Genomic DNA, 21,336 nt, shown 5'->3' with positions numbered 1-21,336 from the left:
GAAAACAGTTTGTGTGGAAGACAGGGTAAATTCTGCTTATTTAAGATGATAGTTTGTATTATAGATGGATTGTGAGATGCGTTTGCGGAATAAATGGTACATACTGAGGGAACTGAACTTTTATGGGAAACTTCATTATATCTCTTAACGTAAAGGGTTTTAGATGACTTTCAACTAAAGTATGCCAAATAAACCTAAAAAAGCAGTAAATCATTCCAGCCATCGAAATGATTTTACTGCTTTTTATTTATAGCAATTGAAAATATACCATTATACTAACAACAATATTATTTTACTCTCTTACGTTTGCCAATGTAACGTATAGCAAAGTAAATGACTGCGATAATGATGACAACATACATAATACGTGAATATGTATGAAGACCAGTCATCAACATACCAAAGCTATCGCTCAACGTGCGTCCTAGTAAAATTAAACCGAAATTCCAAATTGTTGTACCTATTAATGAAATAACGGTAAATGTCACAACATTCATGCGGTTTACACCGGCTGGAATGGTAATCAATACACGTAATACAGGTATGAAACGACAGATAAATACAGCCCATACGCCATACTTTTTAAACCAATCATTTGCTCGCTTTAAATCCTTACTTTTCAATTTAATCCACTTACCGTGTCGATCAATAAAGCGATATAGACGTTCTTCTGAAATTAAACGACAGATATAATATAAAATTAACAGCCCTATAAACGATGCGATGGTTGCAATAATAAATAAGGTTAAAATTGATAAATGTGATTTAACAGACATAAGGCCAGCAAATGTCAGAATAATTTCCGATGGTACGATAGGTAAAACATTTTCTAATAAAATTAATATAAAAATGGCTGCATACCCAAAACGACTAATAAATTCAGTGATAATTTGTTCCATTATTAAAAATAAGCTCCTTTAATTTTCAGCAATTGCAGACAAATAGAAACTGGATAAATTCAAATGAATAATGAATGATGTCGTATGCGATGTTGAAACAAGCATTTGTCTTAAAATGTATTATAAGCAATAAATCAAAAAATTGCTTGCTATAAGTACGAAAAGTCAACAAATGATCATCTAAATAACAGGCGCTGCACAATGAATGAGCAATGTAGTTTTATGCAATTTAAAATGAATGTCTAATATGTAAGAAAGCCTGCAATATACGTTTTAAAACACTAGGATTGCAGTATTTTTAATTAACAAATGATAGGCTACTATGTAACTAAAAGTTCCTTTATATCGTTTTAATAGCAAAAGTTAAGCGGAATTTAATAAAATTTTTATAGATTCTATTGTAAACGCTTTCCATGTCTGATAATATTATAAAAAATAACTTTGGTACAATTTTGTGACAAAGTAGGGGTGGACATGCCAGATGTCCGAAAGTTTTATCGTTCTAGGGTAAGTTTTTAAAAATTAATAAGGGAAGTAGGAATAGTTATGAAGGAAAAACGAACTAACGTAAGGTGGATGTTCGCGCTTGCGTTCTTCTTTATTGGGGTTATTGCGTATATGGATAGAGCAAACATTTCATATATCGCTAAACAAATGATGGATGATTTAGGGATGACCAAACCACAATTTGGCTTATTGGCATCATTCTTCTCTCTAGGTTATGCATTAATGCAAGTACCATCGGGGATGTTGGCTGAAAAATTCGGTCCACGTAAGATGATTACAATTGCATTAGTTTGGTGGAGTGCATTTACAATCTTAACGGGTATGATTAAGAACCACGGTTTAATTTATTTAGTGAGATTCTTATTTGGTGTAGGTGAGGCGCCAATGTACCCTTCTAATGCTGTGTTTAACTCATTTTGGTTCTCTAAAAATGAAAAAGGTAGAGCATCAAGTGCATTATTAGCAGGATCATATTTCGGACCTGTATTAGCACCAATAGTTACAATTGCTATTGTTAACGCATTTAACTGGCAAGCAGTATTTTACATTTTTGGTGCAGTAGGTATTTTAATGGCTGTATTATGGGCGATTATTGCCAAAGACTTACCTGAGCAACATAGAATGGTTAATGAAGCGGAGAAACGTTTCATTATGGAAAATCGTGATATCGTAGCTACTGAAAAGTCATCACCACCATGGAATGATTTCTTTAAACGTTTTAGCTTCTATGCAATTGCAATTCAATACTTTGTTGTACAATTTATCATTACATTATTCTTAATTTGGTTACCGACGTATTTAACAGAAGTATTCCACGTTAACTTTAAAGAAATGAGCATTAGTTCATTACCTTGGTTATTAATGTTCTTCTTAATCTTATCAGCAGGTGCAATTTCTGACCGTGTATTAGGATTAGGTCGTTCAAAATTCGTAGCTAGAGGTGTAATTGCAATCGCAGGATTTATTGTGTTTGCAGTTTCAATTATCTTTGCTGTACGTACAGGAAATTTATATGTAAGTATTTTCTGGTTATCACTAGGTCTTGGTGGTATCGGTATTTCAATGGGTATGAGTTGGGCTGCAGCAACTGACTTAGGACGTAACTTCTCTGGTACAGTATCAGGGTGGATGAACTTATGGGGTAATATAGGTGCATTAATCAGTCCGCTATTAGCAGGTCTATTCGTAGAACATTTAGGTTGGACAATGACATTCCAATTGTTAATCGTTCCAGCAGTAATCGCTGTGATTATGTGGTTCTATGTGAAACCAGATCAACCTTTAATTGTTAGTGATGATAAAGCAATAGAAAAATAATTTAAACAAGCAGTAAGCTTTCACATTGTTGGGGCTTATTGCTTTTTTACGTTGAAATTGAAACTTTTTAAAACAGATATGGTTTAAGATGAACGGGAAGTTATTAAAATGATATATGTAAAGAAATAAAGTTTTAAAACATTAGTCAGGTAACGCTTGTAAAAGTACATATAAATTTTAGGAGGTTATACATATGAAGGAAAACTTAGAGAAATATATTAGAAGTTTGCCTCTTATAGGTCTGATTATAAGTATTTTTTTAATTATTTTATACTTCTTAATTTATCGAGTAGAAGGAAATTTTTGTGTAATCATTTTGTACTGCTTACTGCCATTATTTGTAAATACGTCACTATATATATTATACGTAATCATCTTTCGATATTTTAAGAAATGAACTGACATCGAATGTCATTTTAAATAACGAATATAGGAACTATTCAAGCTTATGAGGCAAATATGTTTTATAAACTTTTTTAAATTCACTATAGTTTGGATCATGAACCCTAGGAATAATATGAAGTAAATAAACCTTAAGTCTATGTGAATGTTTTTCTAACCCTAAATATCGTATTCACTAAAATAATTTCAACATGTCACAAATAAATCTTAACTAGCGCAAAGGTGGGCGACCAAAGGTTCAACGATGTTAAATAACATTAGAAAATAATTTTAATTGGACTTTAAAAGTTTTTGAATTTAGATAATTGAGTATAAGGTGTTATAATGACATATGTTGCGTAATTAAAATTTATAGCAACAAATTCATTTTAACTATGCTAATAAAAAGATTATGGAAATATTTTGACAAGGAAAGGAGAAGTCGAAATGACATCTTTTTGACATCACTCATAAAAATCAATCGACTTAACTTAGACTTTTATAAAGGTGTAAGACAGGGACTGTTAATGATTATTCCCGCAATAATCGGTTACTTATGTGGTAATTTCCAATTTGGATTATTAGTTGCAACCGGAACACTAGCCCATATTTATGTTTTTAAAGGTCCGTCGCGATCTAAGCTGCGAACTGTAATAATTTGTAATTTAGCGTTTGCAATATGTATGATGCTTGGTACGCTAACAGCCAAAACGCCACTCGTTTTTGGAATGACATTATTAATTGTTACGGTTATACCATTTTATATATTTACTGCCTTAAAAATAGCTGGACCGTCATCGACATTCTTCATTGTGACATTCAGTCTACCCATTAACTTACCTATAGCTCCCGAAGAAGCATTATATAGAGGCTTTGCGATTTTAGTAGGCGGTATACTTGCCACTATGATGGTGTTAATCACGATCGTATTTTCTAAAAACAAAGCTGAAGAACAAGCAATTCAAAATGATTTTAAACTCATATCTAAGTTGTTACACACTTATAATGATAAATCTGCATTTTTACAAGTAGCAAAAACAGCGGTGGATAATTTTAAAGCATCTGATAAATTATTAATCACTTCTACTTCAAGTAACGATAAATTAAGTAGACGTTTCCAAAAATTATTATTATTACACACATCTGCCCAAGGGATTTATTCTGAACTGTTAGAGTTGAACGCTAAACAAATTCGACCATTGCCAGATGAGTTAATTGAAATGATGGATCATATCATTGCACAACTAGATAATAGTGAGGAAAATGTAAGATATTGGCGAAAAGAAGTGACAGTAACAGAGGAATTTCAAAATTTATTCAACCATATAATGAAAATTGATGAAATGGTGCATGCAAATGAAGCGCGTATTGCGTATGAAGCAGACATGCGAAAACCTTTATATAGTAAACGCATTTATCAAAATTTAACATTAGACTCTATTGTTTTTAGAAATACATTGAGATATACAGCGATTATGATGATAGCGATATTTATTGCGTTAATGTTTGATTTTGAAAAAGCATACTGGATACCGTTATCTGCACATACAATATTACTAGGAACATCAACTATACATGCAATCGAGAGAGGTATGGCACGAGGTTTAGGTACTATTTTAGGTGTGTTAGTACTTTCAGTCATATTGTTGTTTTCAATACCAACACCTGTTGCAGTAATTTTAATGGGCATTGCAGCATTGTTTACTGAAGCATTGGTGGGAGCAAATTATGCGATTGCAGTAGTTTTTATTACAATACAAGTTATTTTAATGAATGGATTAGCATCACAGAATTTAACAATTAACATTGCGTTTCCAAGAGTTATTGACGTTGCAATGGGTATTGTGATTGCAATCATAGGTTTATTTGTCCTTGGACAACGTACCGCATCCGCATTGCTTCCTAATGTAATGGCTGAAGTTGTTCGTAAAGAAGCAACGCTCTTCCATTATTTGTTTTCTGAAAACCAATATAAAGATGATGTGTATCAGAAAAACACGGCTATGAACCTATCTGTGAAATTAAATAACATGACGCAAGTTTATAATGCAGCTAATGGTGAATTATTTAGTGATAAGACATTGATTCAAAATTATTATCCTAGCTTATTCGCATTAGAAGAAATTAGCTTTATGTTAAATAGAGCCATGGCTAATGAAGATAGACTTACAATAAATGAACAATTAATGGGCGAGTATTTAGCAACATTTGAAAACATCGCTAAGCATTTAGAATTAAATACAGAATTAGAAATAAAGATATTACCAGATTTACCACAGTATAATTATATTCAATCAGCAATGATGAATATTCAACACAATAGTTTTTGTGAGAGAGACAAGAACGTTTAAAATAAAATATTTATCAGGTCAGACTAACGTTTGTCTGAAGTTATTATGACGGGAGTCTAAAAAATTGTGTTTAATATGTTTCATTTTATAATTATGGTGGTATATAACATGAATTATAACATATTGGAGGTTAAGGAAATGCCCTTTACAATGAAAGGTTACCCCGAAAAATGGAAAGATTTTGAAGTAATTAAACGGCAAAAAGCGATAGAAATTGCGAATGCAATGTTAAAAGAAGGATATCTTGAAAAAGATGTTGTTCCTATTGCGGCGAAAAAAGCGAAAGATTGGTATCGAGCGTTATCGAAAGAAGAAATCAAAGCATTAGAAGAAGAGAACTTCGTACAATTCCATACAGCAACAATGGAAAAAACAGAGGTGGATAGTGAATATGCAACAACTGATAATGAAGAACATATTCAAGAACAATCAAATCAAGATAAATCGTACTTTGATAGCGAATCAATTGGCAACCAAAGTGGTGGCGTTCGACAAAGAGAACCGCTTATGGATGGTCCACATCCAAAAGTTGTGGAATCATTTAAAGACGTATAACATCTCTATCAATTAAACACTTGTACCTATATAACGGTAACAGGTGTTTTTTTGCGTTAAATCATTTTAAAATTACTTCCTATAATTGAAGGTTTTGATACATAATTCGAATTGTTTGAGTTTCTTTGTGCTGTTTCAGTATCAGCCCAAAGTTCGATAGTGTATTAGTATTATCTTAATAAAATGTTAGGTACAATAAAGATGATTATATATCGGAGGTTAGTATAAAAATGTATGTAGATCGAAAACCATCACTATATTTAGAGGATTTGCGACATGATTTTAAAAATAGTTTAAGTAAATTTGAAAATGGTGATGAAGCATTTGATACGTTATTAGGTTTCGTAGAGTTAGATCATATTTATTCGTCAGCACTAAAGGAAATAAGCACTAAACTGAGTATTTTAGACGATAATTTCAATCACATTTATAAACACAACCCTATACATCATATGGAGCGACGTGTGAAAGAAATGCGCAGTTTAATAGAAAAGCTTAATCGTAAAGGATTACAGATTAGCGCAGAAACTGCCAAAGAACATATACTGGATATTGCCGGAATTCGCGTAGTATGTAATTACTTAGATGATATTTATTTGATTGAAGAGATGTTGCTTAAACAAGAAGACGTACAATTGATAAAACGTAAAGATTATATTCAGCACCCTAAAGAAAATGGTTACCGCAGTTTACATATCGTTGTATCCATTCCAGTCTTTTTAGCAGAACGCGTTGAGGTATTGCCTGTTGAAATTCAAATTAGAACGATAGGTATGGATATGTGGGCAAGTTTAGAACATAAAATACGTTATAAAAACAATGCAGAGACGGAAAAGTATCGAGATTTACTGAAAGAATGTGCGACAGAGATTACTGAAGTTGAAGATAAATTACAACAAATTCATTCTGAAATAACAGAGTAGACGTTTAGTAGTAGTGTTGCTTAATTTGAGTGATTTTGTAAATCAACATGGTACGAAATCACAAAAATAAGACGCCTAGTATAATAAATTTCTTTAAAATGTAGAAAAAGTACTTGCTCGTGACGTCGGGTCATCAACTATGGTGATTGTAGGAGGTGGAATCTATGTCTAACTATTCGACTGGAGAACTCGCGAAATTATGCAATGTGACAACGCGAACGATTCAATATTATGATCGCAAAGGTATTTTGAAACCACAAGGATTTACAGAAGGAAAGCGTCGTGTGTATACAGAACAACAGCGACAAACATTAGAGTTAATCTTATTGCTTAAAGATTTAGGTTGTGCGTTAAGCGATATAGATATGTTGCTAAAAGGTGAAGGTACTTTGAAGACACTCAATACTTTACTAACTATGAAACAACAAGAAATTAATCAACAAGTCAAACAGCAACAAGCGGTATTAAACAAAATTAAAAATGTTCAATATTACGTAAATAAAGCGTCGACGTCTCCAATCACACATTTAAAAGACATAGAGCATGTCATGAGTAAATCAGCTGAAATGAAAAGTATTCGTCGTAACATTTGGATTAGTGCGGGTATTATAGGAATAATTCAATATTCTAGCATTATAAGTGCAATTTTGATGAAAAATAAATGGCCGTTTCTAATTGCGTTGCCGTTTATGATTGGATACGGCATTGGTGTTACTTTTTATTACCAACAAAAGGTTGCCTATTTATGTCCTAACTGCCAGCATATATTCTCACCATCTTTATGGCAAGTTATCAAAGCGAAACATACTGCTACAACACGTCGATTCGAATGTCCAAACTGTCATGAAACGCATTATTGCATTGAAGTACCTAAAGCGCATATGAGTACAGAACAATTAGAAATATCCCACATACAACATAACAATTAAATCATTCGTGTGATAGTGACCATTCCCTTTAAATTTACATTGAAAAGGGATGGTCACTATTTTAGTACGCGTAAAGAAAGCGCTTGCAAACGATTAAGAACTATATTAACATACTTGTATACAAGTATGTCGTGTAATGAAGGAGTGGCTTTGATGATGTATGGATATCCAGAGAAATGGTTGGAAGGTATGACAACTGGAGAAGGTATCGCGGCAGAATTACGCTTAGGTATTGTGAATGGTCACATAGCTGAAGGTACGTTACTCACTGAAAATCAAATGGCAAAGCAATTTAATGTGAGTCGTTCGCCAATTCGAGATGCATTTAAATTATTGCAACAAAATCAACTCATCCAATTAGAAAGAATGGGTGCACATGTGTTGCCGTTTGGGGAACAAGAAAAGAAAGAAATGTACGATTTGCGACTGATGCTAGAGTCTTTTGCATTTTCAAGAGTTAAAAATCAAGAGCGACTACCTATCGTAAAAGAAATGAAGAAACAACTTGAAATGATGAAAGTGGCAGTAAAATTTGAGGATGCAGAATCATTTACGAAGCATGACTTTGAATTTCATGAAACATTAATCAAAGCATCTAATCATCAATATTTAAACTCATTTTGGAGTCATTTAAAACCAGTAATGATGGCACTCGTTTTAACATCCATGCGACAACGTATGCAACAGAACCCGCAAGATTTTGAACGCATACATCATAATCATCAAGTGTTTATTGATGCAGTGGAACAATACGACAGTCAAATTTTGAAAGAAGCGTTTCACTTAAATTTCGACGATGTTGGTAAAGATATTGAAGGATTTTGGTTGAATTAAAATGAAAGAAAGAAGGATTTGTCATGAAATATATGATTGGTGTCGACATTGGAACGACGAGTACCAAGTCAGTCTTATATGATGAAAATGGAACATTCATCATGAAACATCAAATCGGCTATGATTTACACACACCAAACGTTGATGTCTCAGAAGAAAACCCAGATGAATTATTTGATGCGGTATTAATGACTATTAAATATGTTATGAGAGAATCCAAAGTTAATAAAGATGATATTAAATTTGTGTCATTTAGTGCGCAAATGCATAGCTTGATTGCGATGGATCAGAAACATCAAAGATTAACAAATAATATTACTTGGGCAGATAACCGCGCTGCAAAATATGCAACAGTAATAAATGAAGTGCATGATGGCAATGCGATTTATCAGCGAACAGGTACGCCTATTCATCCTATGTCGCCTTTAGTGAAAATTTTTTGGATGAAACATGAATGGCAAGATGTATTTCAACGTACTGCTAAGTTTGCAGATATTAAAACATACATTTTCTATCATTTATTTGATACATATATCATTGATTATTCAATGGCTTCCGCAACAGGGATGTTTAATTTAGAAACATTAGATTGGGATGTTGGGGCATTAGAATTGCTTGGTATTTCCAAGGAAATGTTGCCGGAATTAGTGCCAACAACGTACGTAATGAAAGGCATGAAAGAACGTTATGCAACATTAATGGGGCTTAATGAAGATACACCGTTTGTTATTGGTGCGAGTGATGGGGTCCTTTCTAATTTGGGTGTCAATAGCGTTGGTAAAGGAGAAGTTGCTGTCACAATCGGTACATCTGGGGCGATTCGTACTGTGATAGATAAACCGCGTACTGATTACAAAGGTAGAATATTTTGTTATGTCTTAACAGAGGACCACTACGTCATCGGAGGTCCTGTAAATAATGGTGGTGTCGTATTGAGATGGTTGCGCGACGAGTTGCTAGCGAGTGAAGTCGAAACTGCGAAACGTCTCGGTGTTGATCCTTATGATGTCTTAACTCAAATTGCAAAGCGTGTTAAACCAGGTGCAGATGGTTTAATATTCCATCCCTATTTAGCTGGAGAACGTGCGCCGCTTTGGAACGCAAATGCAAGAGGTTCATTCTTCGGTTTAACTTTATCTCATAAAAAAGAACATATGATTCGCGCTGCATTAGAAGGTGTTCTTTACAATTTGTATACCGTCTACCTTGCACTCATTGAAGTAATGAATGAAACGCCTAAGATGATAAAAGCAACAGGTGGTTTTGCGAAAAGTGAAGTATGGCGTCAAATGATGTCAGATATATTTGACACAGAGTTAGTGGTTCCTGAAAGCTATGAAAGTTCATGCTTAGGTGCCTGCGTGCTTGGACTTAAAGCTGTAGGTGACATTGAAGATTTTTCAATCGTTTCATCGATGGTCGGTGCTACAAATAATCATATGCCGTTTGAAGAAAATGTCGCTGTTTACCAAGAGCTCGTATCCATTTTTATCAATTTAAGTCGTTCTTTAACAGAGAATTATGAACAAATTGCAGATTTTCAACGCCAACATATGGCTGAAAATAAAACACAATAAATACGTCACTTAAGCATCTTAGATAAAGTTGTTGTGCCATGACTACTATATATTATGTGGAATACGTGCGCGACGACGGTGTTACATTCTATTGAAAAGAGAAAGAGGGGAATGTCATGTTTAACGAAATATGGCCGTTAATCAGTGTTGTTTTAGGTATCGTTATTTTATTAGTATTAATTATTGGGTTTAAATTAAATACATTTATTTCATTAATTATCACATCGATGATTACAGCGTTAATGCTAGGTATACCATTGACTAAAATTATGGAGACGATTGAGAAAGGGATGGGCAGTACGCTCGGCCACATTGCACTAATATTCGGTTTAGGTGCCATACTTGGGAAATTACTTGCTGATGGTGGTGGTGCAACTCGAATTGCAGACACGTTGATTCAAAAATTTGGTCAAAAACATGTACAATGGGCAATGCTTGTTGCAGCATTTATCGTCGGTATTGCATTGTTCTTTGAAGTAGGTTTAGTCTTACTGATTCCATTAGTATTTACAGTAGCAAAACGCGCAAATGTTTCAGTGTTAAAACTAGGACTACCTATGGTAACAGCTTTATCTGTGACACATGGCTTTTTACCACCACATCCAGGACCGGTAGTCATCGCAAAAGAATTAAAGGCAAATGTTGGAGATGTATTACTGTACGGTATGATTATTGCCATTCCAGTTACACTCATTGCAGGACCTATATTTAACAAAGTTGCACAAAAAATGATTCCGTCTGCGTATACACGAGAAGGCGATATTTCAGCGTTAGGTGCACAAAAAGAATTTACGGATCAAGAGATGCCAGGATTTGGTATGAGTTTATTAACTGCAACATTACCAGTCATATTAATGTTAGTGTCTACGATAACGCAACTTGTAACTGGGCACGACAAACCTACAAATCTATTTGAATCTATCATTTATATGATAGGAACAGCAGGGACAGCCATGCTAATAGCAGTATTATTTGCAATCGTTACGATGGGATTAATGAGAAAACGTAAGATGAATCATATTATGGAATCAGTGACGAATGCGATTTATCCAATCGGAATGATGTTATTGATTATTGGCGGTGGCGGTACATTTAAACAAGTATTAATTGACGGTGGTGTCGGAAATACAATTGCTAAAATGTTTGAAGGTACAGAGATGTCTCCAATTTTACTAGCATGGATTGTTGCAGCTGTGCTACGTATCGCATTAGGTTCGGCTACAGTAGCTGCGATTTCAACTACAGGTATTGTCTTACCATTATTACAATCATCAGATGTAAATGTTGCATTAGTTGTACTTGCGATAGGTGCAGGTAGTGTGATTTTGTCTCATGTAAATGACGCAGGATTTTGGATGTTTAAAGAATATTTTGGTTTAACTGTAAAAGAAACATTCTTAACATGGTCATTATTAGAAACGATTATTTCCGTTTCAGGTATCATCTTCATTCTATTCATCAGCTTATTTGTTTAACTAAATATTAAGTAAACGTGTTTTAAGGTAATTGCAATATATTGCCTTGAAACACGTTTATTTTTATGCAGAAAATCGTCTGAAATAGTCATAATCCGAACGATATAAAAAGTATATTGGGGATTTTAGTGTAATGAAAGGCGTTTCAAGACATGTTTTTGTGCGTATTGTACAGGCGATAATTATGAAACACTTAGTATATTGTTTTAAATTAGATAATGATGAATTTAATTTGAAAAATAAGTATAAAAAATACAAGCCTTGTGTGACAAGGGTTTATGATGACTTGAATACAATTTATAGGTATATTTCAAATAATAAAATTATCAATTAACATAAAATTAATGACAATCTTAACTTTTCATTAACTCGCTTTTTTGTATTGCTTTTAAAAACCGAACAATATAGACTTGCATTTATTAAGTTTAAAAAAATTAATGAATTTTGCATTTAAAGGGAGATATTATAGTGAAAAACAATCTTAGGTACGGCATTAGAAAACATAAATTGGGAGCAGCATCAGTATTCTTAGGAACAATGATCGTTGTTGGGATGGGACAAGATAAAGAAGCTGCAGCATCAGAACAAAAGACAACTACAGTAGAAGAAAATGGGAATTCAGCTACTGAAAATAAAGTAAACGAAACACAAACAACTACAACTAACGTTAATACTATAGATGAAACACAATCATACAGCGCAACAGCAACAGAACAACCGTCAAACGCAACACAAGTAACAACTGAAGAAGCACCAAAAGCAGTACAAGCACCACAAACTGCACAACCAGCAAATTTAGAAACAGTTAAAGAAGAGGTAGTTAAGGAAGAAGCGAAACCTCAAGTTAAGGAAACAACACAATCTCAAGACAATAGCGGAGATCAAAGACAAGTAGATTTAACACCTAAAAAGGCCACACAAAATCAAGTCGCAGAAACACAAGTTGAAGTGGCACAGCCAAGAACGGCATCAGAAAGTAAACCACGTGTGACAAGATCAGCAGACGTAGTTGAAGCTAAGGAAGCTAGTGACGAGAAAGTGGAAACGGGTACAGATGTGACAAGTAAAGTTACAGTAGAAAGTGGTTCTATTGAGGCACCTCAAGGAAATAAAGTAGAGCCACATGCTGGTCAACGTGTCGTATTGAAATACAAATTGAAATTCGCAGATGGATTAAAAAGAGGAGATTATTTTGATTTTACATTATCAAATAATGTAAATACTTATGGGGTTTCAACAGCTAGAAAGGTACCAGAGATTAAAAATGGCTCAGTTGTAATGGCTACAGGTGAGATCTTAGGGAATGGTAACATAAGATATACATTTACTAACGAAATTGAACACAAGGTAGAGGTAACAGCTAATTTAGAAATCAACTTATTTATTGACCCTAAAACTGTACAAAGCAATGGAGAACAAAAGATTACTTCTAAATTAAATGGTGAAGAAACAGAAAAAACAATACCAGTTGTTTATAATCCAGGTGTTAGCAATAGTTATACAAATGTAAATGGATCAATTGAAACATTTAATAAAGAATCTAATAAATTTACACATATAGCTTATATTAAGCCAATGAATGGAAACCAGTCAAACACTGTATCAGTAACAGGGACGTTGACTGAAGGTAGTAATTTAGCTGGTGGACAACCTACTGTTAAAGTATATGAATATCTAGGGAAAAAAGATGAATTGCCACAAAGTGTTTATGCAAATACATCAGATACTAACAAATTCAAAGATGTAACAAAGGAAATGAATGGAAAATTGAGTGTGCAAGACAATGGTAGTTACTCATTGAATTTAGATAAGTTGGATAAAACGTATGTCATTCATTATACAGGTGAATATTTGCAAGGGTCAGATCAGGTTAATTTTAGAACTGAATTATATGGGTATCCAGAACGAGCATATAAATCTTACTATGTTTATGGGGGATATCGTTTAACTTGGGATAATGGTTTAGTTTTATATAGCAATAAAGCTGACGGCAATGGTAAAAATGGACAAATTATTCAAAATAATGATTTTGAATATAAAGAAGATACTGCAAAAGGAACTATGAGCGGGCAGTACGATGCCAAGCAAATTATTGAAACAGAAGAAAATCAAGACAATACACCGCTTGACATTGATTACCACACAGCTATAGATGGTGAGGGTGGTTATGTTGATGGGTATATTGAAACAATAGAAGAAACGGATTCATCAGCTATTGATATCGATTACCATACTGCTGTGGATAGTGAAGCGGGTCACGTTGGAGGATACACTGAGTCCTCTGAGGAATCAAATCCAATTGACTTTGAAGAATCGACACATGAAAATTCAAAACATCACGCTGATGTTGTTGAATATGAAGAGGATACAAATCCAGGTGGTGGTCAGGTTACTACTGAGTCTAACTTAGTTGAATTTGACGAAGAGTCTACAAAAGGTATTGTAACTGGCGCAGTGAGCGATCATACAACAATTGAAGATACGAAAGAATATACGACTGAAAGTAATCTGATTGAACTAGTGGATGAACTACCAGAAGAACATGGTCAAGCTCAAGGTCCAATCGAGGAAATCACTGAAAACAATCATCATATTTCTCATTCTGGTTTAGGAACTGAAAATGGTCACGGTAATTATGGCGTGATTGAAGAAATCGAAGAAAATAGTCATGTTGATATTAAGAGTGAATTAGGTTATGAAGGTGGCCAAAATAGCGGTAACCAGTCATTCGAGGAAGACACAGAAGAAGACAAACCTAAATATGAACAAGGTGGCAATATCGTAGATATCGATTTCGACAGTGTACCTCAAATCCAAGGTCAAAATAATGGTAACCAGTCATTCGAAGAAGATACAGAGAAAGACAAACCTAAGTATGAACAAGGTGGTAATATCATTGATATCGACTTCGACAGTGTGCCACAAATTCATGGATTCAATAAGCACACTGAAATTATTGAAGAAGATACAAACAAAGATAAACCAAATTATCAATTCGGTGGACACAACAGTGTTGATTTTGAAGAAGATACACTTCCAAAAGTAAGCGGTCAAAATGAAGGTCAACAAACGATTGAAGAAGATACAACGCCGCCAACACCACCGACACCAGAAGTACCAAGTGAGCCGGAAACACCAACACCACCGACTCCGGAAGTACCAAGTGAGCCGGAAACACCAACACCACCGACACCAGAAGTGCCGAGTGAGCCAGAAACACCAACACCGCCAACACCAGAGGTACCAGCTGAACCTGGTAAACCAGTACCACCCGCAAAAGAAGAACCTAAAAAGCCTTCTAAACCAGTGGAACAAGGTAAAGTAGTAACACCTGTTATTGAAATCAATGAAAAGGTTAAAGCAGTGGCACCAACTAAAAAAGCACAATCTAAGAAATCTGAACTACCTGAAACAGGTGGAGAAGAATCAACAAACAAAGGTATGTTGTTCGGCGGATTATTCAGCATTCTAGGTTTAGCATTATTACGCAGAAATAAAAAGAATAACAAAGCATAATTAAACAAAAATTGACGGGTTTATTTCATAAATTATATGAAGTAAACCTGTTTTTTTAGATTAAATCAAATTTCTAATAGAAAATTAGAGTGTTTTCTGATTGCTTCATTGGTTTATGTCTGATGATTGATAACGAACTGAGAGATAAAGTTAGAATTTAAAACTAGTTTGTAAGTACAAATTAGATTGAATCAATAAGACAAATTAGATAAATGCAATTATTAACTAGATGCAAATTTAGTTAAATTTAAAATATCGTCTTGAAATACGGCTGTTTCTGTATAAACAATCATTAAAACCAAACAAAAACCGAACGATATAAAAATTGTAGTGACGTTATTAATACAATGAAAGGCGTTTCAGTGACTTGTTAATGATGCATTGTACAGGCGATTATTATGTATGTTTTAGTATATTGTTTTAAATTAGATGAATTTTAATTTAATTTAAAAAGTAAGTATAAAAAATACAAGCCTGTTATATCAAGGTATTCAAGAGCTTTGTATGCAATATATGTGAGTTTCAAATAATAAAAAACTCATTATACATAAAGTTAACAACAATCTTAACTTTTTATTAACTCGCTTTTTTTCATTGCTTTTAAAAACCGAACAATATAGAATTGCATTTATTGAGTTAAAAAATAAATGAATTTTACATTTAAGGGAGAATATTATAGTGAAAAGCAATCTTAGATACGGCATAAGAAAACACAAATTGGGAGCGGCCTCAGTATTCTTAGGAACAATGATCGTTGTTGGAATGGGACAAGAAAAAGAAGCTGCAGCATCGGAACAAAACAATACTACAGTAGAGGAAAGTGGGAGTTCAGCTACTGAAAGAAAAGCAAGCGAAACACAAACAACTACAAATAACGTTAATACAATAGATGAAACACAATCATACAGCGCGACATCAACTGAGCAACCATCACAATCAACACAAGTAACAACAGAAGAAGCACCAACAACTGTGCAAGCACCAAAAGTAGAAACTTCGCGAGTTGATTTGCCATCGGAAAAAGTTGCTGATAAGGAAACTACAGGAACTCAAGTTGACACAGCTCAACCAAGTAACGTCTCAGAAATTAAACCAAGAATGAAAAGATCAACTGATGTTACAGCAGTTACAGAGAAAGAAGTAGTGGAAGAAGCTAAAGCGACAGGTACAGATGTAACAAGTAAAGTGGAAGTAGAAGAAGGTAGTGAAATAGTAGGGCATAACAATAAAGAGACAAATGTTGTTAATCCTCATAATGCAGAAAGAGTAACCTTGAAATATAAATGGAAATTCGAGGATGGTATTAAACCGGGGGACTACTTTGATTTCACATTAAGTAATAATGTAGAAACTCATGGTATCTCGCCTCTTCGTAAAGTTCCAGATATAAAAAGTAAAGATGATAATATTTTGGCTGTTGGCAAAGTGATGGATGAAAGAAAAATTAGATATACGTTTACTGATTATATAAATAACAAAAATAATTTAATGGCTGAATTAAACTTAAATTTGTTTATTGATCCAACTACAGTTACGAAGCAAGGAAAGCAAACTGTTGAGGTTAAATTAGGTGAAAATAAGATTTCAAAAGAATTTGATATCAAATATCTAGACGGTGTTAAAGATAACTGGGGAGTAACTGTAAATGGACGTATAACTTTATTAGATAAAGAAAATAGTAAAATACATCATTTAGCTTATATAAACCCTAAAAAAAGCGATATGACCTCAATAACTATAAATGGGTTTTTTGCTAAAGGTGGATTGTATACAGGAAATGTTCCAACAGTGAAAGTTTATGAGTATTTGAGAAGTGATGAATTACCAGAAAGCGTCTATGCTAACACAAATGATCAAGAGAAATTTAAAGATGTTACCAATGACATGAGTGATAAATTAACGCTAAGTGAAAACGGTAGCTATAAATTAACTTTAGATGCACTAAATAAGAAAAGTTATGTTGTAAGTTTTGAAGGTAAATATAATGAAAATGACAAGGAGTTATTATTCAGAACTAATTTGCATGGCTATCATGCTAATTACGGTTATTACTATTATTATCCAGTAAGTTTAACATGGGACAATGGCGTTGCATTCTACTCTAATAACGCTCAAGGCGACGGTAAAGATAAGCCAAATGATCCTATCATTGAGAAGAGTGAACCAATTGAATTAGACATTAAATCAGAGCCGCCAGTGGAGAAGCATGAATTGACTGGTACAATCGAAGAAAGTAACGATTCTAAGCCAATTGATTTTGAATATCATACAGCTGTTGAAGGTGTAGAAGGTCATGCAGAAGGTATTATTGAAACTGAAGAAGATTCTATTCATGTGGATTTTGAAGAATCTACACATGAAAATTCAAAACATCACGCTGATGTTGTTGAATATGAAGAGGATACAAACCCAGGTGGTGGCCAAGTAATAACTGAGTCTAACTTAGTTGAATTTGACGAAGAGTCTACAAAAGGTATTCTAACTGGCGCAGTGAGCGACCATACAACAGTTGAAGATACGAAAGAATATACGACTGAAAGTAATCTGATTGAACTAGTAGATGAATTACCTGAAGAGCATGGTCAAGCACAAGGACCAATCGAGGAAATTACTGAAAACAATCATCATATTTCTCATTCTGGTTTAGGAACTGAAAATGGTCACGGGAATTATGGTGTGATTGAAGAAATCGAAGAAAATAGCCACGTTGATATTAAGAGTGAATTAGGTTATGAAGGTGGCCAAAATAGCGGTAACCAGTCATTCGAGGAAGACACAGAAGAAGATAAACCTAAATATGAACAAGGTGGCAATATCGTAGATATCGATTTCGATAGTGTACCTCAAATTCATGGTCAAAATAAAGGTGATCAGTCATTCGAAGAAGATACAGAGAAAGACAAGCCTAAATATGAACATGGTGGTAATATCATTGATATCGACTTCGACAGCGTGCCACATATTCATGGATTCAATAAGCACACTGAAATTATTGAAGAAGATACAAACAAAGATAAACCAAATTATCAATTCGGTGGACACAATAGTGTTGACTTTGAAGAAGATACACTTCCACAAGTAAGTGGTCATAATGAAGGTCAACAAACGATTGAAGAAGATACAACGCCGCCAACACCACCAACACCAGAAGTACCAAGTGAGCCGGAAACACCAACACCACCGACACCAGAAGTACCAAGTGAGCCGGAAACACCAACACCGCCAACACCAGAGGTACCAAGTGAGCCGGAAACACCAACACCACCAACGCCAGAGGTACCAGCTGAACCTGGTAAACCAGTACCACCTGCCAAAGAAGAACCTAAAAAGCCTTCTAAACCAGTGGAACAAGGTAAGGTAGTAACACCTGTCATTGAAATCAATGAAAAGGTTAAAGCAGTGGCACCAACTAAAAAAGCACAATCTAAGAAATCTGAACTACCTGAAACAGGTGGAGAAGAATCAACAAACAAAGGTATACTGTTCGGAGGATTGTTTAGTATTTTAGGATTTGCATTATTACGCAGAAATAAAAAGAATCACAAAGCATAATCAATCTAAAATTGACAGGTTTATTTCATAAATTATATGAAGTAAGCCTGTTTTTTAAAATTAAATCAAATTTCCCAAGAAATAATTACATACTTAATGACACTATGAAGGCGTTCTAATTAGTGTTAAAATGACGTTGATACATAGATTTAATACTTAGGAAAAGGAGCACATTAACTTTGAAAAAAATAAAAAAGGCAATCATTCCCGCTGCTGGTTTAGGGACTAGATTTTTACCAGCAACTAAAGCGATGCCAAAGGAAATGCTTCCTATCTTAGATAAACCCACAATACAATATATCGTTGAAGAAGCTGCAAGAGCTGGAATTGAAGATATTATTATAGTGACAGGTCGCCACAAACGCGCGATTGAAGATCATTTTGATAGTCAAAAAGAATTAGAAATGGTGTTAAAAGAAAAAGGTAAATCTGAGTTACTAGAAAAAGTTCAGTATTCAACAGAACTTGCGAATATTTTTTATGTAAGGCAGAAAGAACAAAAAGGTTTAGGGCATGCGATTAGTTCTGCGCGTCAATTTATCGGCAATGAACCATTTGCGGTATTATTAGGTGACGATATTGTTGAATCTGAAGTGCCAGCAGTGAAACAGTTGATTGACGTTTATGAAGAAACAGGGCACTCAGTTATAGGTGTCCAAGAAGTTCCGGAAGCAGATACTCATCGTTATGGGATTATTGACCCATTAACTAAAAACGGACGTCAGTATGAAGTGAAAAAGTTTGTTGAAAAGCCAGCACAAGGTACGGCACCATCAAACCTAGCTATTATGGGACGTTATGTATTAACGCCTGAAATTTTCGATTATTTAAAAACGCAAAAAGAAGGCGCAGGTAACGAAATTCAGTTAACAGATGCGATTGAACGTATGAATAATGATAACCAAGTGTATGCATATGACTTCGAAGGCGAACGTTATGACGTTGGAGAAAAATTAGGCTTCGTTAAAACAACGATAGAATATGCATTGAAAGATGACAGTATGCGAGAAGAATTAACACGATTTATTAAAGAATTAGGGTTATAACATTAATAAGCATGATACTCAATAAAATTGGAACACGAAATTGTGAACTAAATTGAATGAGTGTCATGCTTAATTTATGTGTTGTGATATATAGTAGGGTATTGAAATAATATAAAAACAAAAGAAAGTTAATTATGTATTTTTATTTATACTAAATTGAGAAGTATTATGATTGCTTATTTATTTTATCAAGAGGTAAATCTGTTTAAATTTAAAAGAAAAATTTTCTTGGTTTGAGAATCTTGGAAGTATCTGTGAATATGCTTTTAATAGTGTTATATTGTATTTTATTTATTTTGATTAACACAATCCTTTCATCTGCAAGGGATCGTTCTTTGATTAGCATACCTTTATTATTTAATCTATTAACTGACCTAACAATTTGAGGATACATAAATCTAATACTTTCAAACAAATCTTTTAAATTTAGTATCTCATTTTTTCGAGATGATATTACATATAAGATAGATAAATCAAGAAATGTTAAATTAAATCGATATTTTAAAAAATCTTTTGAGTACATAATGTTCATAAAAAGTATAAAAAATTCTTTGCTATATTTTGGAGCCCATTGATATTTTATGTAGTCTCTTTCCTTATTAAATCCTTTAATTATTTTATCTAACTCATTAATAACACAAGCAATCTTTTTACGTTGTATTGGAGTAACTGAAACAAAAATACGGCGTTCATCTGCTTCGTTTCTAGACTTATTTATAAATCCTTTTTTAGATAGTGACTTAATGTTCTTTACAACATCAGATTGTTTGTAAAGTATGTCACCAATGATTTCTTTTAGTGAAATACTGTGTTCATTTTTGTAATAAAAATATGCTAATATCAACAATTCTTTTAATGATAATTTATATTGTTGCTTTAACTCTTGAGTGAGAAAAAATATGTACGCTTCTACATTTATGAATTTATTGACCTTTTCGAAAGTTTGATAGTCCACCTTACATTCTCCTACTATTTTCTGATGTCCCAATACTTTATATTATTTAAAGTAATATAAAAGCAATCTCTTTTGAAGACATGTTAACCTAAATATTTTTATATATAATATATATAAAATATAAATAACTAAAAATCACGGAATAACAAATGACAAATTCATTTATTATCCAAAAATAAAAACAATTGAACAAAATCAAAATATAGTGTTATGATTCATTTGTGTTTATAGCTAGCACCACAAACTAAATATATTTGGAGTTATTACTAGTTAAAGACAAATATTATTTGACGTGACAATTAAAAGTAAGGGATGAAGACTTGATGAATGATTTGAAAAGCAAGAGCAATATTAAATTAATGAAAAGAGTATTAACTACATATGAGCTGCGTAAATATTTAAAAAAATATTTTTGTCTTACATTAGATAATTATTTAGTATTAGCATATTTAGATGTATTTAAAAATGATGAAGGTAAATATTTTATGAGAGACATTATAAGTTATATCGGTATAGACC

The 21,336-nt window shown here is 33.4% G+C and carries 14 protein-coding genes and 3 pseudogenes; 15 read left to right on the top strand and 2 right to left on the bottom strand.

Annotation, left to right across the window (positions count from 1 at the left end; genetic code table 11):
* Positions 1-287: 287 nt before the first annotated feature.
* Positions 288-899 (bottom strand): undecaprenyl phosphate transporter UptA, encoded by a 612-nt coding sequence (gene uptA / locus IDG66_RS05875; RefSeq protein ID WP_000435044.1) that lies wholly within the window; start codon positions 897-899, stop codon positions 288-290.
* Positions 900-1,445: 546 nt separating this feature from the next.
* Here uptA and IDG66_RS05870 point away from each other — a divergent pair.
* From IDG66_RS05870 to galU, 14 genes and pseudogenes are all read left to right on the top strand, one after another.
* Positions 1,446-2,723 carry an MFS transporter gene (locus tag IDG66_RS05870; protein WP_000660709.1) on the top strand — a complete coding sequence of 426 codons (1,278 nt, stop codon included), beginning with the start codon at positions 1,446-1,448 and terminating at the stop codon, positions 2,721-2,723.
* A 193-nt stretch (positions 2,724-2,916) separates the two neighbouring features.
* Positions 2,917-3,120 carry a hypothetical protein gene (locus tag IDG66_RS14145; RefSeq protein WP_001621913.1) on the top strand — a complete coding sequence of 68 codons (204 nt, stop codon included), beginning with the start codon at positions 2,917-2,919 and terminating at the stop codon, positions 3,118-3,120.
* A gap of 511 nt (positions 3,121-3,631) precedes the next feature.
* Complete coding sequence (locus IDG66_RS05865; protein ID WP_000586387.1) at positions 3,632-5,455, top strand: FUSC family protein; 1,824 nt, start codon at positions 3,632-3,634, stop codon at positions 5,453-5,455.
* A 138-nt stretch (positions 5,456-5,593) separates the two neighbouring features.
* Positions 5,594-6,010, top strand: coding sequence for a DUF2188 domain-containing protein (locus IDG66_RS05860; protein WP_001117047.1), 417 nt, complete (start codon positions 5,594-5,596; stop codon positions 6,008-6,010).
* 230 nt (positions 6,011-6,240) lie between these two features.
* Positions 6,241-6,933 carry a GTP pyrophosphokinase gene (locus IDG66_RS05855; protein ID WP_000289136.1) on the top strand — a complete coding sequence of 231 codons (693 nt, stop codon included), beginning with the start codon at positions 6,241-6,243 and terminating at the stop codon, positions 6,931-6,933.
* A 164-nt stretch (positions 6,934-7,097) separates the two neighbouring features.
* Entirely contained in the window at positions 7,098-7,862 is a 765-nt protein-coding gene (locus IDG66_RS05850) for a MerR family transcriptional regulator (protein ID WP_000074018.1), read from the top strand.
* 153 nt (positions 7,863-8,015) lie between these two features.
* Complete coding sequence (locus IDG66_RS05845) at positions 8,016-8,696, top strand: GntR family transcriptional regulator (RefSeq protein WP_000990133.1); 681 nt, start codon at positions 8,016-8,018, stop codon at positions 8,694-8,696.
* Between the two features lie 23 nt (positions 8,697-8,719).
* A complete protein-coding gene (gene gntK / locus IDG66_RS05840; RefSeq protein ID WP_000876661.1) occupies positions 8,720-10,273 on the top strand; it encodes a gluconokinase in 1,554 nt (517 codons plus the stop codon).
* Between the two features lie 116 nt (positions 10,274-10,389).
* The gene (locus tag IDG66_RS05835) at positions 10,390-11,748 is read left to right on the top strand and encodes a gluconate:H+ symporter (protein WP_000481425.1); all 1,359 of its coding nucleotides are present in this window, start codon (positions 10,390-10,392) and stop codon (positions 11,746-11,748) included.
* A 382-nt stretch (positions 11,749-12,130) separates the two neighbouring features.
* Positions 12,131-12,233 (top strand): annotated as a pseudogene (locus IDG66_RS05830) (hypothetical protein).
* Positions 12,217-15,264, top strand: a complete 3,048-nt coding sequence (fnbA, locus tag IDG66_RS05825; protein ID WP_000794648.1) for a fibronectin-binding protein FnbA — start codon at positions 12,217-12,219, stop codon at positions 15,262-15,264. The pseudogene IDG66_RS05830 and the gene fnbA overlap by 17 nt, the downstream one beginning before the upstream one ends.
* A gap of 594 nt (positions 15,265-15,858) precedes the next feature.
* Positions 15,859-15,959, top strand: a pseudogene (locus tag IDG66_RS14295) (hypothetical protein).
* The gene (gene fnbB, locus IDG66_RS05820; RefSeq protein WP_000841390.1) at positions 15,943-18,816 is read left to right on the top strand and encodes a fibronectin-binding protein FnbB; all 2,874 of its coding nucleotides are present in this window, start codon (positions 15,943-15,945) and stop codon (positions 18,814-18,816) included. Before IDG66_RS14295 ends, fnbB begins: the two are co-directional and overlap by 17 nt.
* A gap of 179 nt (positions 18,817-18,995) precedes the next feature.
* Entirely contained in the window at positions 18,996-19,862 is an 867-nt protein-coding gene (gene galU / locus IDG66_RS05815; RefSeq protein ID WP_000721337.1) for a UTP--glucose-1-phosphate uridylyltransferase GalU, read from the top strand.
* Between the two features lie 211 nt (positions 19,863-20,073).
* Here galU and sarU read toward each other — a convergent pair whose 3' ends face one another.
* Positions 20,074-20,817, bottom strand: coding sequence for an HTH-type transcriptional regulator SarU (gene sarU / locus IDG66_RS05810; RefSeq protein ID WP_000386367.1), 744 nt, complete (start codon positions 20,815-20,817; stop codon positions 20,074-20,076).
* A 323-nt stretch (positions 20,818-21,140) separates the two neighbouring features.
* Here sarU and sarT point away from each other — a divergent pair.
* Positions 21,141-21,336: pseudogene (gene sarT, locus IDG66_RS05805) on the top strand (HTH-type transcriptional regulator SarT); the annotation flags it as partial.

The organism is Staphylococcus sp. EG-SA-18, from assembly GCF_017151825.1.
GTDB classification, from domain to species: Bacteria; Bacillota; Bacilli; order Staphylococcales; family Staphylococcaceae; genus Staphylococcus; species Staphylococcus aureus.
The sequence above is the reverse complement of the archived record's forward strand: the minus strand, read 5'-3'. Positions and strand labels throughout refer to the sequence as shown.